General features: G+C 71.2%; 11 protein-coding genes. 6 read left to right on the top strand and 5 right to left on the bottom strand.

All coding sequences use genetic code 11. The annotated features are described in order from the left end of the window. The first annotated feature begins 61 nt into the window (after positions 1-61). Genes AOM45_RS14525 through AOM45_RS14545 form a run of 5 tightly spaced genes read left to right on the top strand, consistent with a single transcriptional unit; the run spans position 62 to position 8,091 of the window. Entirely contained in the window at positions 62-1,069 is a 1,008-nt protein-coding gene (locus AOM45_RS14525) for a TauD/TfdA family dioxygenase (protein ID WP_051784491.1), read from the top strand. 42 nt (positions 1,070-1,111) lie between these two features. Further along, the gene (gene aroA / locus AOM45_RS14530) at positions 1,112-4,075 is read left to right on the top strand and encodes a 3-phosphoshikimate 1-carboxyvinyltransferase (RefSeq protein ID WP_030472209.1); all 2,964 of its coding nucleotides are present in this window, start codon (positions 1,112-1,114) and stop codon (positions 4,073-4,075) included. Further along, on the top strand, positions 4,072-5,262 hold the full coding sequence (locus tag AOM45_RS14535) for an acyl-CoA dehydrogenase family protein (protein WP_081902624.1): 1,191 nt from the start codon (positions 4,072-4,074) through the stop codon (positions 5,260-5,262). The genes aroA and AOM45_RS14535 overlap by 4 nt, the downstream gene beginning before the upstream one ends. Then, positions 5,259-6,071: an SDR family oxidoreductase gene (locus AOM45_RS14540; protein WP_030472211.1), complete on the top strand. Its 813-nt coding sequence runs from the start codon at positions 5,259-5,261 to the stop codon at positions 6,069-6,071. Before AOM45_RS14535 ends, AOM45_RS14540 begins: the two co-directional genes overlap by 4 nt. A 4-nt stretch (positions 6,072-6,075) precedes the next feature. Further along, positions 6,076-8,091, top strand: coding sequence for an oxidoreductase (locus AOM45_RS14545; protein WP_030472212.1), 2,016 nt, complete (start codon positions 6,076-6,078; stop codon positions 8,089-8,091). Positions 8,092-8,274: 183 nt separating this feature from the next. On the opposite strand, the gene AOM45_RS14550 is transcribed toward AOM45_RS14545, so the two are convergent. Both AOM45_RS14550 and AOM45_RS14555 read right to left on the bottom strand, forming a co-directional pair. Beyond that, complete coding sequence (locus tag AOM45_RS14550; RefSeq protein WP_030472213.1) at positions 8,275-9,477, bottom strand: beta-ketoacyl-[acyl-carrier-protein] synthase family protein; 1,203 nt, start codon at positions 9,475-9,477, stop codon at positions 8,275-8,277. Between the two features lie 65 nt (positions 9,478-9,542). Next, complete coding sequence (locus AOM45_RS14555) at positions 9,543-12,242, bottom strand: helix-turn-helix transcriptional regulator (protein ID WP_035913069.1); 2,700 nt, start codon at positions 12,240-12,242, stop codon at positions 9,543-9,545. 572 nt (positions 12,243-12,814) lie between these two features. Between AOM45_RS14555 and AOM45_RS14560 the strand changes: the two genes are divergently transcribed. Beyond that, entirely contained in the window at positions 12,815-13,807 is a 993-nt protein-coding gene (locus AOM45_RS14560) for a TauD/TfdA family dioxygenase (protein WP_030472214.1), read from the top strand. 23 nt (positions 13,808-13,830) lie between these two features. Here the strand turns inward: AOM45_RS14560 and AOM45_RS14565 are convergent, their stop codons facing one another. The 3 genes from AOM45_RS14565 to AOM45_RS14575 all read right to left on the bottom strand — a co-directional run bounded on the left by AOM45_RS14565 (position 13,831) and on the right by AOM45_RS14575 (position 20,116). Continuing rightward, entirely contained in the window at positions 13,831-14,544 is a 714-nt protein-coding gene (locus AOM45_RS14565) for a LuxR C-terminal-related transcriptional regulator (protein WP_156094279.1), read from the bottom strand. A 168-nt stretch (positions 14,545-14,712) separates the two neighbouring features. Continuing rightward, the gene (locus AOM45_RS14570; RefSeq protein ID WP_030472216.1) at positions 14,713-17,412 is read right to left on the bottom strand and encodes an ATP-binding protein; all 2,700 of its coding nucleotides are present in this window, start codon (positions 17,410-17,412) and stop codon (positions 14,713-14,715) included. Then, positions 17,396-20,116 (bottom strand): AAA family ATPase, encoded by a 2,721-nt coding sequence (locus tag AOM45_RS14575; protein WP_030472217.1) that lies wholly within the window; start codon positions 20,114-20,116, stop codon positions 17,396-17,398. The genes AOM45_RS14570 and AOM45_RS14575 overlap by 17 nt, the downstream gene beginning before the upstream one ends. Positions 20,117-20,127 lie beyond the last annotated feature (11 nt).

Genomic DNA, 20,127 nt, shown 5'->3' on the forward strand with positions numbered 1-20,127 from the left:
TGGGCCGAACCGGCACGTCTCCAGGCTGATCCCAAGTCCCGGTGAGAAAGGAAGCGGTTCCATGACGACGCGGCTCGACAGCGACCAGACGGCACTCGCCGAACGTCTGGATCAACCGATGGCGTTCGCACTCGACGAGCCGGACCGACAGCTGCTGGACGACCTGGTCGCCAGACTGACCGCGGACCCGGACGCCCGAGTCGACGAGGACGACTGGGCGGACACCGCCCGTACCACGTCGAACCGGCTGCCGGTGCGCCTGCGCAGGATCATCAGGCAGTTCCGCCGTGATCCCGGCACGGAAGGCGTGCTGCTGATCCGTGGTCTGCCGGTCGGAGGGGACGACCTGCCCCCGACGCCGAAGGACTCGGGGTCGGTGGAACGCCGTGCCACACCGTCCGCGGCCTCACTCATGCTGGTCAGCGCGCAGTTCGGCGAGATGGGCGCGTTCCGGCAGGAGAAGAGCGGTGCCCTGGTGCAGAACATCGTGCCGATCGCGGGCAACGAGTCGTTCCAGGGCAACGAGGGCTCCGAGAGCCTGAAGATGCACATCGAGGACGGCTTCCACACACATCGCCCGGACTACGTCGGCCTGCTGTGTCTGCGCAACGACCACGACAACATCGCGGGACTGCGCACCGCCAGCATCCGCCGCGCGTTGCCGTTGCTGCCGGAGAAGACCCGCATGATCCTGCGCGAGCCGCGTTTCGTCACGCACGCGCCGGCCTCGTTCGGTGCCGGGCTGCCGCCCGCGTCCGCGCTGCCGCTGCTCGAGGGCGATCCCGGCGACCCGGACATCCAGGTCGACTTCGCCTGCACCGAACCGCTGGGGGCAGAGGCGGAAGCGGCGATGGCCGAGCTGTCCCGCGCACTCGACGAGGTCGCCTGCACGTTCGTGCTCCAGCCGGGTGACCTCGCCGTGCTCGACAACCGCCTGACGCTGCACGGCCGGACGTCGTTCCGTCCCCGCTACGACGGCGCGGACCGGTGGCTGCAGCGCTCCTTCATGTATCTCGACGCCCGCCGCACCCGGCCCGTCCGCGAGGCCGACGGCAACGTCCTGTCCTGACCGGCTGTCCAGGCCGGCCAACGACTACCAACGGAAGTCATCATGCACCTTCTGCTCGAACGCAGCCGGCGCCCGCTGACAGGCGAAATCGTCGTCCCTCCGTCGAAGTACCACGCACACAGGGCGCTCATCCTGGCCTCGCTCGCCGAGGGCACGAGCCGGATCAACGGCCTGTGCGACGCCCGGCACGTGCGCTACACCGAGACACTGCTGCGAGATCTCGGCACCACTGTGGAACGCGGCGACTCCGGCTACACGGTCACCGGCGGCCCGTACCGGCCCCGGCGCGACACCGTCTCGGTCGGGAGTTCCGGCACCACGCTGTACTTCATGCTCGGTCTCGCCGCGCTCGCCGACCGGCCGGTGACGGTAGAGGGTCAGAAGTACTTCCAGCGCAGACCCATCGGCCCGTTGCTCACGGCGTTGCGCACCCTGGGCGTCGAGGTGGGCTGCACCGCGGACCGGCCACCCGTGCTGGTGCGGCCGGGACGTCCGGCGGGCGGGCGGGTCCGGATCCCCGGCACGTTGTCCCAGTGGATCTCCGGGCTCGTCCTGCTCGCGCCGTTCGCCACCGGCCGCACGGTCGTCGAGGTCGAGGTCGAGGGTGAGCTCAACGAACGCCCGTACGTCGAGCTGACGGTGGCGATGATGCGCCGGTTCGGGCTCGAGGTCGACGTGGCACCCGACTGGAGGCGCTTCGAGATCGAGCCGGGTCAGCGCGCGACGGCGGCAGAGGTGACACTGCCGCCCGATCTCGGCTCGGCGGCGTTCGGTGTCGTCGCCGCCGCCATCCAGCCCGCCGACGTCCTGTTGCGCGGCATCACGGCGCTGGACGGCGACGCGGCGGACCACCCGGAGTCGGCGTTCCTGCGCATCGCCCGCGAGATGGGTGTGCCGCTCGCGCTCGAACGCGACGGGCTGCGCATCCGCCACGACGGCGTGCCGTTGCGGGCGACGACGATCGACTGTCGCGAGGTCCCCGACATGCTCCCGGTGCTGAGCACCCTGGCCTGTCTGGCCGACGGCGAGACGGTGTTCGAGAACGTGAGCCACGTGCGGCTGAAGGAGTCCGACCGGGTGGCCGCGATGACGCAGCTCAACCGGATGGGCGGGCACCTCCGCGAGGACGGCGCCGACCGGCTGCTCGTGCGAGGTGTCCGCGGGCTGACCGGTGCGGCGCTGTCGTCGTTCAACGACCACCGCGTGCTGATGTCGCTGGCGCTGGCCGGATCGGTCGCCGACGGGCAGACCAGGCTCAGCTACCCCAACGCCTACCGCATCTCCTACCCGGACTTCCTGCGCGACATGACCGGCATCGGCCTGCGGATCTTCCGGCGCGACGGTGGTTTCCGCTCACCCGCGGGACTGCTGCCGGACCTGCTGCGGCGGTGGGCCGCCGAACGACCGGGCGACACCGCGGTCGTGGACGTGCGGCCGGACGGCACCAGGTGCACGACCTGGCAGGAGCTCGACGCCCGAGTGGACAAGGCCGCGGCCGCGCTGCTGGCGCTGGGCGTGCGTCCCGGCGAGCCCGTCGCGTGCCAGCTGCCCAACTGGACGGAGTTCGTCGAGGTCGCCCTGGCCACCCTGCGGATCGGCGCGGTGTGCTGCCCGCTCATGCCCATCTTCCGCAACCGTGAAGTCGGGTTCATGCTCCGCAAGGCGGGAGCTCGGGTGCTGGTGACCGCGGACGAGTTCCGCGGCCGGGCCCACGCGACCGAGATCGCGGCGGCGCTCGTGGAGAACGGCGACGAGCTGGCCGGCCTGGACCACGTGGTCGTCGTCGGCACGGACGGCGGTGTGGCCTCACTGCCGCTGCGACTCGGCCACTCGCGGTGGCACGACTGGCGAACCATCCTCCGCGAGTCCACTGTGGACATGGAGTTGATCGAGTCCCGCCGCCCGGCACCGGACGCCACCGCACAGCTGCTGTTCACCTCCGGCACCACCGGTGAGCCCAAAGGCGTGCGGCACCGGCACGACACCCTGGGCCGTGCGGTCCTCGCCCAGGCCGAGCGGCTCAGGCTCACCGGGGACGACGTCGTCTACATCCCCTCACCACTGGCCCACCAGACCGGTTTCCTCTACGGCATGTGGCTGGCCCTGACGCTGGGCACCACGTCACTGCTGCAGGCGGTGTGGGACGCGGCAACGGGATTGCGCGCGTTGAGCGAGCACGGCGGCACGTTCGTCCAGGCGGCGACGCCGTTCCTGGCCGATCTCACCAACGCGGTCGAGGAAGGCGAGCGGCCCGCGCCGTCACTGCGGATCTTCGTCGCGACCGGCACGACGGTGCCGCGCACTCTGGCGGCCCGCGCCGTGAACCGGCTCGGCGTCACGGTGTGCGGTGCGTTCGGCACGACCGAGACGTGCCTCGGATCGCTTTCCGGCCCGCACGACCCGCCAGGCAAGGTGTGGTCCACCGACGGCCGGGCGATGGACGGCACCAGGCTGAGGGTCACCGACGACTTCGGCAGACCACTGCCGCCCGGCCGGGAGGGGAACTTCGAACTGCGGTCGAAGACCTGTTTCGAGGGATACCACGACAGGCCCGACCTCACCGCCGACGCCTACACACCGGACGGCTGGTACCGCACCGGTGACCTGGCCGTCATCGACCCCGACGGCTACGTCCAGATCACCGGACGCGTCCGCGACGTCATCAACCGCGGCGGCGAGAAGGTGCCGGCGGCCGAGATCGAGGACCTGCTGCACACCCATCCCGCGGTGGCGGACGTCGCGATCGTCGGCATGCCCGACGAACGGCTCGGCGAACGAGCGTGCGCGTTCGTCGTGCTGACACCGGACACCCGCCTCGACCTGGAGGACGTGCGCAAACACCTCGACCGGCACTCGGTGTCCAAGTACTACTGGCCGGAACGGCTCGAGATCATCGCGGCGCTCCCCCGCAACCCCAGCGGCAAGGTGCAGAAGTTCCTCCTCCGCGAGCAGGCGAAGTCCCTGCGTCCACAACCACTGACGACTCCGGAGGCGCAGAGCGCATGACAGTCGACATCATCGAGCGGACCGCGCGGTCCGCGGGCATCGGCACGGCCGAGCTGACCGACCTGCTCGCCGACGTCTCGGCCTACGTCGCGGGTCCCGGCGAACGCTGGGCCGAACGGATCGAGCGCACAGGCGAGGTGCCGGAGGAGCTGTGGACGGAACTGCGCGAGCGGGGCTACCTGTCGCTCGCCGCTCCCGTGGAGTACGGGGGCCGCGGGGTCTCGTTCCCGCAGTGGATGCAGCTCATGGAGATCTTCGCCCAGTCGCACGGTTCCCTCCGGATGATCGTGCACGTCGTGAACGGCACGTGGCGGGCGATGGACGAGTTCGCCACTCCCGAGCAGCGCGCCAGGTTCGTGCTGCCCTCGATCGAGGGCAGGATCAAGGTGGCGTTCACCCTCACCGAGCCCGGCGCGGGCTCCGGCGCGGACATCAGGGCGACCGTGCAACGGTCCGGTGACCAGTACCTGCTCTCCGGCGTCAAACACCTGATCACCTTCGGCGTGCGGTGCGACCACTGGCTCGTGACCGCGCGGCTGGCCGGGAGCAGCGGTCACGAGGGCACGGTTGCGCTGATGGTGCCGCGTGACAGCGCCGGCGTGACGGTGGTGGACACCTCCGACACGATGGGAGTGACGGGCACCGACCACGCGCACCTCACGTTCGACCGCACACCGGTACCTGTGGCCAACCGGCTCGGCGAGGAGGGCCGGGGTCTGGCCGTGGCGCTCGGCGGTTTCCTCACCCCGTCGCGGATCTCGGTCGCGATGAGCTGCGTCGGACTCGCCCGGCGCGCACAGGAGCTCGCGGTGAACTACGCGAGGGAACGCACGACGTTCGGCAAACCGCTGACCTCCCGGCAGGCGATCCAGTTCATGCTCGCGGAGAACGAGGCGGAGATCGAGGCCGCGAAGCAGCTGGTGCTGCACGGTGCGCGAGCCTGGGAAGACGACGATCCGGCCGCGGCGATGCTGTCGTCGATGGCGAAGATGATCGCCGTCGACGTGCTCGGCCGGGTGACCGACAAGGCACTGCAGATCCACGGTGGTTCGGGCTACTGGAAGACCAGCCCGATCGAGCGGGTGTACCGCGACGCGCGGGCGCAACGGTTCGAGGAAGGCACCAACGAGGCGCAGAAGTCCGTGGTGTTCCGGGAGATGCAGGCTCGGTGGGAGGGCGCGCGATGAGCGGACGGGTCGCGGTGATCACCGGGGCCTCCCGGGGCATCGGCAGGGAACTCGCGTTGCTGCTGGCCGGTTCCGGGACCGACCTGGTGATCAACTACAAGAAGAATGCGGAGCTGGCGGAGAAAACGGCGGCAGAGGCGGAGGCGCTCGGCTGCCGCGCGGTGACCGTCCAGGCCGACGTCGAGACGCAGGAAGGCACGGATTCCCTCTTCGACGCTGTGCACGAGGAGTTCGGCAGGCTCGACTACTTCGTCTCGAACGCCGCGGCCAGCGCGTTCAAGAACATCATGGATCTCAAGCCCCACCACATCGACCGGTCGTACGCGATGAACCTGCGTCCGTTCGTACTGGGTGCACAGCACGCGGTGCGGCTGATGGACAACGGCGGCCGCATCGTCGCGTTGTCCAGTTACGGCAGCATCCGGGCCTATCCGACCTACGCCGCACTCGGGGCGATGAAGGCCGCCATCGAGGCGTGGGTGCGGTACATGGCCGTCGAGTTCGCGCCGTACGGCATCAACGTCAACGCGGTGAACGGCGGGCTGATCCAGTCCGACTCGCTCGACTACTTCTACGGCGTACCAGGCATGCCGAAGATCGGCACGGTGCTCGACCGCGTGCCCAAGGGACGGCCGGGCACGCTGCGGGAGGTGGCGGCGACCGTGGAGTTCCTGCTGTCGCCGCAGGCCGAGTACATCACCGGTCAGACCATCGTGGTCGACGGCGGGCTGAGCGTGGTCGCACCACCGTTCTTCGCCGACGCCACACCACCGCTGAGCCTGCCGCCCCGTCCCGCGCGAACGGACTGATCCGTTGCTGCCGCGAGTGTTCCAGCCCGGCACGATCGGGCGGATGCGGTTGCCCAACCGCATCGTGATGGGGTCGATGCACCTCAACCTCGAGACGTGTGACGACGGAGGCGCGGCCGTTGCGGCGTTCTACGCGGAACGCGCGCGAGGTGGCGCCGGGCTCATCGTCACCGGCGGTTGCGCGGTGAACCGGCAGGGCTCGGGAGGCCGGGGGTACGTCGTGCTGACCGATCGCGCCCGGCACGACGCCCTCGCGCGGTGGGCCGACGCCGTGCACGCGGAAGGCGGCCGGATCGCGCTCCAGCTGTTCCACGCCGGTCGGCTCACCTCCAGCCGGTACACCGGTCTGCCACCGGCAGGTCCGTCCACAGTGGCCAGCCGGATGTTCCCGGACGAGCCACCGATCGCGATGACGGCCGGGCAGATCGAGGACACCATCGCCGACTTCGCCCGCGCCGCGGTGGTCGCCGGCGAACTCGGCTTCGACGCGGTCGAGGTGATGGGGTCGGAGGGGTACCTCGTCAACCAGTTCGGCTCTCCGCTGACCAACACGCGCACCGACGAGTGGGGCGGCGACGCACGCCGCAGGAACCGGTTCGCCGTGGCCGTCGTGTCGGCGATCAGGGACAGCGCGCCCGCCCTGCCGGTGCTGTTCCGGATGTCCGGGGACGACCTGATGCCCGGATCGTCCACAGTGGACGAGCAGAGGTCGTTGGCGGTCGAGCTCGCGCTGGCCGGTGTGCACGCCCTCAACGTGGGTGTCGGGTGGCACGAGTCCCGGATACCGACTGTCCAGTCGCTGGTGCCGCACGGAGCGTGGAGCCACTACGCGGCCGGGGTGAAGCTCGCACTCGCGGCCGAACGCCTGACCGTGCCGGTGATCACGGCGAACAGGTTCACCCGGCTCGCCCAGGCCGAGCAGGCGCTGGCCGACGGACAGGCGGACTTCGTGTCGATGGCCCGTCCGCTGCTGGCCGATCCCGCGATCGTGACGAAGACCAGGACGGGCGCGCCGGTCAACATCTGCATCGCGTGCAACGAGGCGTGCATCGACAGGTCGCTCGGAGAGGAACCTGTGTCCTGCGTGGTGAACCCCCGTGCCGGCCGGGAGCTCGTCTTCCGCCAGGTGAGGGTGCGGAAAGCCCGGCAGTACGCGGTCATCGGCGGCGGCCCGGCCGGTATGGAGGCCGCACGGGCACTGCGGTCGCTCGGTCACGACGTCGACCTGTTCGAAGCCTCCGGTGAGCTCGGCGGCCAGTTCCGGCTGGCCCGCCTCGTGCCGGGCAAGGCGGACTTCGGCGCGACGATCGGCTACTTCACCGACGAACTCGCCCGGCTCGGCGTCCGGGTACGCCTGACCACCCCGATCACCGCGGACAACCTGGAGTTGATCCGGCAGGCCGACGGCGTGGTGCTGGCGACCGGCGTGACGCCGCGCGAGCTCGACCTGCCGGGCGCGAACCTGCCGCACGTCGTGCACTACCAGCGAGCGTTCCTCGAACCGGAGTCGCTCGGCAGGCGGGTGGTGATCATCGGCGGCGGAGGCATCGCGGTGGATCTCGCACACCTGCTCGGTCACGGACCGAGCCCGCTCGACGCGCGAACACGGTTCCTGGCCGAGCACGGCCTGGCCGAGGGACCGCCGCCCGCGCCATCACCGCGGTCGCTGACGATCCTGCGCCGGCGGGGCCGCATCGGGGCGGGGATGGGACGCAGCACGCGGTGGGCGGCGGTCGACGCGCTGCGCCGCCAGGGCACAGTGCTGCTCAGCGGCGTGCAGTACGAGGCCATCACGCCCTGCGGGGTCCAAATCACCGACAACGCCGGGACCCGCCGTGAGATCCCGGCCGACTCGGTCGTCGTGGCGATCGGCCAGGAACCTCGCGCCGACCTGCTGCCACTGCTCGCCCGAACCGGCGTCCCCCACCAGGTGATCGGCGGCTCCTCCGGGGCAACCGGCCTCAACGCCACCCGCGCCTTCGAGGAGGGCCTGCGCGCGGCCTACGTCCTCGGCCGCTGACCGCACGCGGGGCCCTGACGTGCACTCCAAGCGAACGAAAGCGCCCCGCGTGCACTCCGCAACGGCTACGCAGCGCAACAACCCAGCACGACCGCGGCGCTCACCCTCGCCTCCTTAGACCACACGCGGGGCCCTCTCGTACTGCAGGAGAGTACGAAAGCTCCCCGCGTACTCTCGGGGCGGTCACGCGGCGTAACGGCCCAGCACCACCGCGGCGTTCGCGCCGCCGAACCCGAGGGCGTTCACCAGCACGACGTCCGGCTGAGCGGCCCGGGACGTGTTGGGCACGCAGTCGATCGGGCACTCCGGGTCGAGCATGCGGTGGTTGATCGTCGGCGGCAGAAAGCCCTCCCGCACCGCGAGCACCGCGGCGGTGCACGCGTGCGCGGCCGCAGCCCCCATCGTGTGGCCGATCATCGATTTGATCGCGGAGACGGGCGGGACGGCGCCCGGCCCGAAAACCTCCGCCAGCGCAGCGCATTCCATGGGGTCGTTCGCCTTGGTGCCGGTGCCGTGGGCCAGCACGAGACCGACCTCGTGCGGCGCGACACCCGCGTCGGCCAGGGCACCGCGCATGCACGCGGTCACCATCTCCTGCAGCGGCCGGGTGGGGTGGTACGCGTCGCAGGTGAGGCTGTAGCCGAGCAGCTCGGCGTGGATCGTCGCCCCTCGTGCCAGCGCGAAGTCCAGCGCCTCCACGACGAGCACGGCCGCGCCCTCACCGAAGATCACGCCCTGCCGGTCGGCGTCGAACGGCCGGCACGCGTCCGGTGCGAGCGCGCCCAGGCGGTACATGTTCGAGAAGACCTTGCGGTTGGGCGTGTCACCACCGCCGCACAGGGCGAAGTCCACGTCACCCGAGCGGATCGCGTCGATCCCGTACCCCACGGCGTAGTTCCCGGCCGCGCAGACGTTGGGCAGGGTGATCGCCTCGACGTCGGACAGGCCCAGGTCGGCGGCCACCGCCACCGGCATCCGGCTCAGCCGGAACCGCCGGGCGAGCAACGGGTCGAGGTGCGGCAGGCCCCGCGACAACTCCAGCTCGGTCAGTTCGTCGACGTCTCGCGCGTCGCCGTCGGTGCTGCCGATGGCGATGAGCCCTGGTGCGCCGCGCAACACCGCCGGCTCGACCTCGGCGTCGTCGACCGCCATCCGAGCCGCCGCCACCGTCATCCGGGTGGCCAGCCCGTGCTCCGGATTCCCGGCGGGGAAATCGGGCACCTCGCACATCCTGTCGTGAGCGAAACCGGTGGTGTCGAAGAACGAGATCGGCCCCGCGCCGCTGCGGCCTTCCCGCAATCCGGTGCCGAACTCGTTGCGGCCGTTGCCGATGCTCGACACGACACCGAGCCCGGTGACGACGGCCCTTCGTGCGCGATCAGTCATTTCCCACTCCTGGTGGTGCAGGGGTTCCGTGCGCTCGCGAAACGATCTTGATCGTTGCCGCCTGCTCAGGCGGTTCGATGACGCAGTCCGGTCAGCTCGACACGGGAGGCGATGCCGAGCTTGCGGAAGATCCGGCCGAGGTGGGCGTGCACGGTGTGGGGTGACAAGAACATCCGTGCGGCGACCTGACGGTTGGTGAGTCCTCCGGCGACCAGCTCGGCGACCTCGCGTTCGGTGTCGGTGAGACTTTCCCAGCCCGTGGCCGGACGGTCGGTGTAGGTCCAGTGCCTGCGCCGGACCCCCGCTTCCCGCAACTTGCTCCTGATCCGCGCCACGTCCCTGGTGGAGTCCACCGCCGTGTACCCGGCCATCGCCGCCTCCAGCGCCGCAACGGCACCGGCGCCGTCCGCCGCGGCCAGGTCCTCCGCGGCCGACGCCTTCGCCCACGGGTCGGTGTACTGGTCCATCGCCGCGGTGAGAGCGGCGGCATCTCCCCTGGCCACACCGCGAGCGTGGGCCGAACCGGCGGCCAGCGACGGGAAGCCGGGATTGCGCCGGGCCAGCTCAGCCGACGCGGCGACGACCATCCGCACCAGGTCCCTGTCGTCGGCCGATCGGGCCGCGCGGACCAGCCACGCGGCCGCACCCGGCTCCAGCAGCAACGGTGCCGGCTGTTCCAGCAGTTCGGGGTGGCTCGCGGCGAGCACCGACAGCGCCGCGCCCTGGCTCGTCCGCGCGGCCTCGACCTGCAGGGCGGTCCACACGTGATAGGCGCGGAAGAACGGCAGCCGCGACTCGGGCGCCATGCCCAGGTGCAGCCTGGCGGCCGTGGGGTCCCCGCGGCGCAACGCGGCCGTGGCCAGCACCGTCGTCATCAACGAGGTCCACCAGGTCACCCCGAGCTCCTCGGAGAGCTCGAAGGCGGCCTCCACCACCTCGGCCGCTTCCTCGACCCGTCCGGACCTCGCCTTCACCCACGCTCCCACCACCCGCAGCGCGAGGTCACTGCCCACGTCGGCGGCGTGCTGGACGAGGCTCTCCGCCTCGGCGAACGCCTCCTCGGCCGCACGGATGTCGCCGACGGTGGCCAACGCGGCGGCGAACGCCACCTGCGGATGCGGCGTCGGCACGTCCCGCCACCCGCCCGGCCCGCAGCGCATTGCCTCCTTCATCAGCTCGAACGAGGCCGTCACGTCACCCTCGGCCCAGCGCTGGGTGGCGAGCACGAGCCTCGCCGTCCCGGTGAGCACCGCCCGGTTCTCCCCGCCCGTGACCGCCATCTCGGCGAGCCGGCACGCCTCCTGGTGGTCGCCGTTCGCGATGAGCGCCCAGATCCGCGTGGCCTGCACCCGCTCGTGGTCGGAGGAGCTGGCGTCGCCGACCAGCATCTGCTCGGCCACCGTGACCGCGGAGCGGTAGCGACCGTTCAGCACCCGCACGGTCGCGAGTGCCGCACCCAGCCGCACCCCCTGTTCTTCCGGCGGAGCGACCGCCAGCCCGGCCGAGGCGAGTTCCTCGGCTTCGACGAGCCTGCCCAGCCGCAGCAGCGCGGTCACCCGGACGTCGAGGAGCCGGTGGTGGTCCGCACTCCCCGGCCGGGTGAGCCGCAGCGCTCTCAGTGAGATCTCCGCGGCCTCGGTCGGTGCGGTGTCCAGTGCCTGCGCCGCCGCGTCGGCGAGCGCCCGGATCGCTTTGGTGTCCCCCGGCAGTGCGCCTCGCACGAGATGATCGGCGGCATCGGCGGCGGAACCGCTGCGGCGCAACAACAACAGGCCGACCTGCCGGTGCAGCGCCGCGGCGACCGACGGCGTCGCCGACTCCTCCAACACCCTGCGGACGAGGTCGTACCGGAACGACAGGCTGTCCGGTGCGTCGCCGGGTACGACCAGGCGCGCCCGCAAAGCCTCACGCACCGCCCGCAGGATGTCCCCCGCGGTGCGGCCGAGCACGTCGGCGACGTCGGCCACCCGGAACGTCGTACCGAAGATCGCCGCGACCTCCAGCACGGAGATCGTCTCTGCCTCGCATCCGGACAGCATCCGTTGCACGACGGTGACGACCCTGCCCGGCAACGGCCGCGACGACCAGGCCGCGGCGCTGTCGCCGCGCGCGGCACCGTGCTCCTCGCGCAAGCCGTCCAGCAGCGCGGTCAGCAGGGTGGGGTTGCCACCCGCACCGGCCGCGAGCACGACCAGGTCACCATCGGGTGCACGACCGGCGAAGCCGGTCAGCATCCGCTCGACGGCCGCCGCTGACAGGGGCCGCAGTCGCAGCCGTGTGGCACCTTCGGACTCGAGGTGGTCGAACAACCTTTCCACCTCCGTTGCGGCACCGATGCCGTCGCGGCGCGCCAGCAGCCACAACACCGGGCGGTCGCGCAGTGCCGACGGGAAGGATTTCAGCGCGAACAACGTCATCGGATCGGCCCACTGCAGGTGGTCGAGTGCGATGAGCACGGGACCCTCACCGCTGCGGTCACCGATCGACCGCAGCAGATCCGGTGGCCTCGACCCCCACACGGTCTCCCCGAGCGCTTGGCAGAGCACCGCGAGCGGGGTCCACCGGGCCAGCTCATCGGCCCGCGCCAGGTACGTGGACGCGTTGCGGGAGACCGCCAGAGCTCGCGCGAAGGCGAGCTCGCGGCCGCACCCCATACCCACTTCGCCTTCCACCAGTACGACGCCGCCGGAGCCCGCCATCAGCGCGGACACCGCCGTACGCAGGCATGCCCGAATGTCGGCACGGTCGTCCCAGTTGTTCAACACAACCCCTTCTCCTGGCCGAGCCGTCACCATCCGCGAAAGTGAGCAGGCTTCCGAATTTCGGGTAAAGACAATGCGAGAACACTGATTCAACAAATACAGATGATCGCCACCGGAAACATACCATTCACAATCTCTCGACGGTCGGCCGAACTGCGCCGAGCCGAAAGACTGTGGTTTGAGACAGCTCAGGTTCGGTGCCTCAGGCCGACCACACCCCGGTATCCGGACATGCGAAAACCGGGGCCGGCGCGACTCGCCCGACCCCGGCACGACCGGTTTGCAGTCCGGTCAGCTGTTGATGTTGTTCGCGTTGTTGTTCAGGTTGTTCGCATTGCGGTTGTTGTTCATCGCAGCCACCACCTCGTGTTCGAAAGGCAATCAGCAGGCCGACAGCCGGCCCGTGCCAAGAGCCTGCTGCCCGTGAAGGACGAGCACATCCCCCGAGTTGGCACGGTGAACGGCACGACAGCGCACCGGATTTCGCGTGACGGACTGGCAGGTTGGGCGATGTGACCGAGCCCGCGGGCGGGTGAAGCTGGCGCCGTCCCGACTCCCGAAAGGGGAAGCCACCGATGACGACGCAGATGAACTCACCCGTGAACGCGGACGGCGTGATCTCGCTGGAGCTCACGGAGAACGACCGGCACGCGGTTCGGCGGCTCACCACCGCCCTGACCACGAACCCGCTGGCGCTGATCGACAGCATCGAGTGGGCGCAGCAGGCGATGGAGCTGTCCTGTGAACTCCCGTTGCGTCTGCGCGAGGCGCTGCGGCGGTTCCGCCGGCACCCCGGCGCCGAGGCGGTGCTGCTCGTACGCGGCCTGCCCGTCGACGAGGACGATCTGCCGCCCACTCCGAGCGTGCCGGGCTCGGTGGAGCGGCACCCGACCACGCCCGCCGCGGCGTTGGCACTCACCAGCCTCCAGCTGGGTGACGTCACCGCGTTCCGCCAGGAGAAGGGCGGCGCCCTGGTGCAGAACGTGGTCCCGGTGCCGGGTCAGGAGGACTTCCAGGGCAACGCGGGCTCCACCACGCTGACCATGCACGTGGAAAACGCCTTCCACACGCACCGGCCGGACTACGTCGCCTTGCTGTGCCTGCGCAACGACCACGAAAACGTCGCGGGACTGCGCACTGCGAGCATCCGGACCGCGCTGGCCCTGCTATCGCCGGAAACGCGGCGAGTTCTGAGCGAACCCCGGTTCGTCACGGACGCACCGCCGTCGTTCGGGGACAGCATGCCCTCCGCCAAACCGTCCGCCGTGCTGAACGGCTGCCCGGACGACCCGGACATCGTGGTGGACTTCCACGCCACCCAGCCGCAGGACGAAGCCGCCGCGGCCGCGTTCCGCGCACTCGGGGAGGCGCTCGACCGGGTGCGGCGCACCTTCGTCCTGCGCACCGGCGACCTGGCGATCGTCGATAACCGGCTGGCACTGCACGGCCGCACCGCGTTCCGTCCCCGCTACGACGGCAGGGACCGCTGGCTGCAACGCACCTACGTGCACCTGGATCCCCGGCGCACCAGGCCCTACCGGGAGGCGGACGGCAACGTGCTGTCCTGATCGCCGACGGCGTTCCGGACGGCTCAGCCGGCCTGCGCCCGCCGTGCCCTGGGCGGCCACGCGCCGAGGTCCATGAGGCCCAGCGAGTACGCCTTGGACACCAGCGACGCCCTGTTGTGCACACCCAGCCTGCGGATCATGGCACCGACCCGGTACTCGACCCCCTGCTGGCTCAGGTGCAGGCTGCGGGCCAGCTGCGCACCGGACTCACCGGCCGCGATCCCCTCCAGGATCCGCGCGTCGACCTCACCGAACGAGATGCGGTGGGCCACGCTGCCGTCGCCGGCGTGTTCGGGTTTCACCAGCACGACGGCGCACACCAGGCGCTCGAGCACATCCCTGATCGGCACCGCGGCCACCTGACAGCGAAACGCCGGCTCGCCCGGCGCGGCACCGGCGGCGGCCATCCGATCGAGCATCTGTGGTCGCCGGCTGTCGGAGAGGCGGGCGAACTTCCTGCGCGCTCGCACCCCGGCACCGGGGTGCAACAGGTCCAGGAACGGGCATCCGTAGAGATCGCCGGGCGTTCTGCGGAACTGCCTCAGGAACTCGGCGTTCGCTTCGGTGATCCGCATTCCGCTGTCGAGCCGGGCGACCCCGACCGCGGGTTCGCCCGACAACCACCGGAACAGGTCGACCCAGGCGTCCGGGTGGCTGGTGGTGTCGTGTGCCGGCGGCGCGTCGTCGGCTGCGGCAGCGGCGGCCCATCCCTCTGACAATCCGGTGGCCACTTTCACGATGACCTGACCTTTCGTAGGAGGACGTTCCGATGTGAGAAGGCTAGGAATGCCACTCCACGTGGTCAATCAATCACGAGAAGTGCGCGGCAACTCTGTGGGAGCGCTCTCTCACGGTACGGACTCCGCACTCCCGCACCGGGGACCTGTCCGCCCGGATCATCCGGCTCAATCGGCGAGCCGGTGCGCCGCGGAGCCGAGCACCTCGAGCAACCCGGACCTGCCGGCGACCCCGAGCTTGCGGTAGCAACCGGTCAACCGCTTCTCCACGGCACGCCTGCTGATCTCGAGCACCTCGGCGATCTCGGAGTTGGTGCGGCCCTCCGCGACGAGTTCGGCGACCTGGCGCTCGCCGCCGGTCAGCTCCGGAATGCCCGGGGTGGAGACGGCGCGGGCGGGCTGGCTCTCGAACTCCCGATGGCCGGTCAGCGCAAGGCGGCGAGCCTGCGCGGACGCGCCCTCGTGGCCGGGCAGGCCCGCGTCCCTCAGCCTGTTCGCGAGTGACCACAGTGCCCTGGCCAGTTCCTGGGGACGGCCGAACGACTCCAGCACGTCGACGGCGTCCTGCAGCAGCGCCACTCCACGCGCGCCCTCGGTCACCTCACCGAGCAGGCGCAAGGCCCGTCCATGTGCCCGTGGCGCACCCCATGCCGCTGCCAGGCGCCGCTGTTCGTCCGCGAGCCGCCGTGCCTCGGAGAGGTCGCCGAGCCCTCTGTTCAACCGCACCGCCCAGACCCGCCAGGGCATCAGGACGGGGTTCCGCCAGCCGAACCGGTCGAGCATGCGCCCGAACTCCAGCACGTGCGAGAGCGCCTCCGCGTCGTTCTGTCCGTCGAGCAACGCCGCCCGCAGCATCCCCAAGGCAGCCGAAACCCGTCCGCCCTCGGCAGCGCGGGTCTCACAGCGCGCCAGCACCAGACGGACGAGATCCCGGTCCTGACACTCGATCGCGACCGAAGCCATGGACCGCACGAACGGAGACTCCGGCACCGCCCAGTCCGGCACCGACGCCTGCGCCGCGGTGACCGCCAGCGCCACCGCCTCGGCTGTGGCTCCCTCGTTCGCCCGCACCAGAGCGCGAGCAGCGTCGATCAGCGCGAGTTCCGCACCTCGATCGAGAGGACTGACCAGACCGGACGCGGTGTCCAGCCACGACGACGCCTCGTCCAGCGATTCGACGGCGACGAGCACCTCGACCAGCAGAGGGATCGTGGTGTGGACGTGCGCGGGAGAAGCCGGCTCCCGGTCGAGGATGCTCCTGGCCAGCCTGGCGGCGTCCGGGGCGGAGATGCGCACCGAGAGCATGCTCGAGTGCAACAGCACGATGAGCAGTTCCCGCTCCGCGCCGCTCGTGACACCCAGCTCGCTGCCGAGCGCGGCCAGCCGCCGGGCGGAGGACGCGAGCGTGTTCGGATCCCGGCTGCCGAGGTAGCGGGTCCTCGCCTCCAGCCGCAACGCCAGGTCGCGGTCGACTCCGGTGAGCTCGGCGGTGTCGCCCAGCTCCGCGGCGACACCGCGGATCAGGCCGGCTACCGGCTGACGCGCCGTGTCGAGCAGGGAGGGCGCGAGGCGCATCAGCGCCGCGCCGCGTTCCCTCGCGGAGCCGAGGAGGGGCAGGGCCTGGGCGATGTGGCGGGTGGCGACCACGGGATCGGTACCGCGGACGACCAAGGCGAGATCCACCAGCAACCGCGCCCGGCGCACGCCGTCCTCCGGTACCGCGAACACCGCCCGGCGGAGGTAACACGTGGCCGTCTCCCGTTCACCCCGGCCGAGCGCCAGCATGGCCGCTTCCTGCAGCGACGAGATCGCCCACTCGTCGAGCGCGGAGGTGACGGCGAGCAGGTGCGCGGCGACCCGCTCAGCCGGAAAGCCCCGGTCGTGCCGCAGTTCCGCCGCCCTCAGATGAAGCACTTCCCGTTCGTGCGCCGACACGACGTGCGCCACCGCGTCGGCGGCGAACACGTGGGTGAACCGCAGCTCCGGGTCTGTGACGAGCAGGCCCAGCCGGGTCAGCTGCCGCACGGTGTCGCTCCAGAGGACCGGATCAAGCCCGGCCAGCGGCCCCGCCGTCTCCTCGTCCGCGTCGTGCCCCAGCGTCGCGACGGCCTGGACGACGGTCCGCGCGGGTGCGGACAGCCCGCGGACGTACGAGACGAGCCTCGCGCGCAGTGACTCCGGCCGCAGGGCCCGCAGGCCGTCGGTGGCCGTCACCAGCGGGCTGATCCCATCGCCGGCCAGCTCCACGAGGAGGCCGTTCAACGCTATCGGGCTCCCAGCGGTGATCTCGTGACAGAGCAGCACGAACTCGTCGTCGCCCGGCTCGCCGAACGTGCTCTTGACCAGTTCACCGGTCGCGGCCGCCGACAGCGCCCGCGGCCGCAGCACCACTGACGCCGAGTCGAGCACGTCCCGAACCGATGCCGCCTCGGTACCGGGGTCACCATCGCGCACCGTCACGACCAGCACCACGGGCAGCCGGTCGACCTGACAGGCCAGCCGCCCCAGCGTCCGCAACGAGGCCTCGTCGCCCCACTGCAGGTCGTCGACGAGCAACGCGAGCGGTGCCTCCGCGCTCAGCGCACGGACAACGGAGTCCACTGTGGACTCTCCGGTCGCGCGCTCACCTGAGCCGGAGTGGAACAGCTGAGACACCACCCCGAGCACGAAGTCCCGCTCCAGTGGTGACGCGGCGGCCCACCGGACGCGATACCCGCGTCGCCTGGCCTGTTCCCCGGCGGCGAGCAGAAGTGCGGATCTGCCTACACCGAGCGGGCCACTGATCACAACGGACGCCCCCGCGCCCGCCCGCGCCCGGTCGAGCACCGCCTCGAGCTGGGCGAGCTCCTCGTCACGCTCCAGCATCATCGCGGTCACGCTCCTCGACGACAGCCAGCTCGAGCAGGGCTCTGAGCTGGTGCCGACGCATCACGCCGGTCTTGCGGTAGACACCACTGAGATGCCCTTCGACCGTGCTGCGGGTGACCGCGAGCCGCAGGGCGATGTCCGCGTTGGACAGACCGCAGGCAGCCAGCGCGGTGATCCTGCGTTCGGTGGGGGACAACAGGTCCCCGATCTGTGCCGCGGTGCCGCGGATGCTCTCGGTGAGCTGGTGCGACCCGAACTCGGAGGCCAGCTGGTCGGACTCGAGCAACAGGTCGAGCGCGTCGCCGACCGCGCCCGACGACACCCGGTGGCCGGCGAGCGCGACGAGCGCCTGCCCGTACCGGAACCGCCACCCCGAGCCGCGGAGCAACCGGACCGCCTCGGCGCAGTGCTGTTCAGCCTCGGCTCCGGTGAGCACCAGCGACGCGCCCAGGTGTGCACCCCCGACCGTCGTCCGCGCTCCCCATCGCCTGGCCAGCCTGAGCTCCTCGGCGACCAGCTGCGCGGCCTCCTCCTGTCTGCCGAGTGCCCGCAGCGCGATCCCCGCGAGCGTCCGCCACGCGAGCAGGGCCGGATTCGTCCACTCCCGTGCCAGCAGCCGCCGTCCGCACTCGCGCAGGTTCGTCAACGCGTCCGCGGGCCGGCCGCGGTGCAGGTCTATCAGACCTTTGACCAGCAGCACCTGCACCCAGCCGAAGCCGCGCCGGACCCTCGGCTCCCAGTCGACGTCGAGCAGTGACTCCGCCTGCGAGAGATGTCCTCGCTCGAGCGCGAGTGCCGCCTCCACCGCCACCACGCTCGGCAACGCCACGGGGTGCCAGCACCGCCGTGGCATGTGGACCAGGGCGGCCTCGATGTCCGCGGCCGCTTCCTCGAACCTGCCGTCGCGGGTGTGCAACCTGCCGCGAGCCAGATGTGCCACGGCGCAGAGCACACCCGCGCCGCGCTCCTGCGCGAGGGCGACAGCCCTGTCCAGACCCGCCAAGGCCGCGCCCACGTCATCGGTCAACATCAGCGTGCGGCACACCAGCACCTTGGGAGTGATCAGCCGGGTCTCGTCGTCCTCCAGCGCCGTCACTGCCAGCGCGCGGGCCGCGGACAGGTCGACGCCCCGCACCGCGAGCCGCCACGCCACCACACCGGCCTGGACCGGACCGTCCGGACGGCCGGGCGGTTCCGCCGACACGGGCAGACTGAGCTCGGGTCCCTCGTGCGGAGCATCGTCGGCGATCCAGCACAGTGCCGAGAGCGCGGCCCGTTCGTGCGGGGCGAGATCGGCCCTGTCACAGACCATCCCGAGCGTCGGCCGGACCTGGGTGTCATCGCCGCCGGCCACCAGCAGGTCGGCCGCGTCCAGCCGGACCTGCGACACTTCCGGCCCGCTGTCGCGCAGCAGCACCCGCCGCAGCAGCCGTTCTCCCGCGACGGGAGAGTCCGGTGCGCAGGCCATCGCGAGGTCGATCTCCAGCCTGCCCCTCTGCACGGCGTCGAGCGGTTCCCTCAGTGCCCTGGTCAGCAGCTTGACGGCGACGCCGAACTCACCGGCGGTGCGGGCGTGCGCCGCTTCCCTGCACAGCGTCTCGACCACCCAGCACTCCCCGATCGGCCGGGCTCGCAACAGCAACCGGGCGACCTCCGGGTCCGCGAGCGCGCTGCGGTGAGCGATTTCCGCGGCCCTGGCGTAGAGCTCCTCCCTGCGCTGTGCGTCCATCCCGGCGAGGATCCGCTCGGCGGCGGGCGCGTCGTGCTCCAGCGGCGTGGCACCGTCACCGAGTTCCAGGCCCCGCACCAGCTCCCGCACCCTGGCCGGTGACATGGTCCGCACCTCGGCCAGTGCGCAGACCAGTTCGAAGTCCAGCTTCCCCGGTTCCAGCGCGAGCACGCGGACGAGATCGGCGAGCTCGAGCGGCAGTCCGGTCACCAGCGCCGCGGCCCGGTCGGCGTCCACGTGACGCCGGACCAGCTCGGCCGCCCGGTGCGGGCTCGGGTCGGTGCCGACGAGAGCAGCGGCGTCGTGGACCAGTGCGGGACGTCCGTTCGTCGAGCCGGCGACGACGCGAGCGATCTGGGGATCGATCGTTCCTCCCGTGCGTGCCCGCAGCACCGAGAGCACAGCCGGCTCGCTCAGCGGTCTCAGCCGCCGGGTCGTCATCGCCGCGGGCAGGCTCTGCACGTTGTACTCCTGCCACTCCTGTGCGAACGGATCCGTGACCGCGAAAACGACCGCCAGCGGCCGGTGGGCGGATCTCGTGATCATCACGCGGAGCCAGTGCTCCGAGTCCGGGTCGATCCACTGCACGTCGTCGAGCAGGACCAGGACCGGCCACCTCCCGGCCTCTTCGAGCAGAGCGGACCGGATCGCGCCGGCCAGTGCCCCGCTCTCCTCGCAGTACGCCGGGTCGAGCTGCGACACCAGCCCGAACCTGGTGGTCACGTCGCTGCGTGAACACCGGCCGACGAGCACCCGGCAGGCGGATGTCTCGGCGTGGGCGCGGGTCCAGCGCAGCAGGGCGCTGCGCCCCGATCCCCCGGGCCCCCGCAACAACACCGTGCGCGGCGTGCCGGACAGCAGATCGGCCACCACCCCGCGCAACAGGTCGAGCTCCTGTTCGCGTTCGACCAGGACGTGCCCACTGCCCGGATCGCTGCTGGGGGACGAGGCGCGTTCCCCGCGGGCGTCCGTCATCGCCGGCTCCC

It is taken from the genome of Lentzea aerocolonigenes (assembly GCF_000974445.1).
Classification (GTDB): Bacteria; Actinomycetota; Actinomycetes; order Mycobacteriales; family Pseudonocardiaceae; genus Lentzea; species Lentzea aerocolonigenes.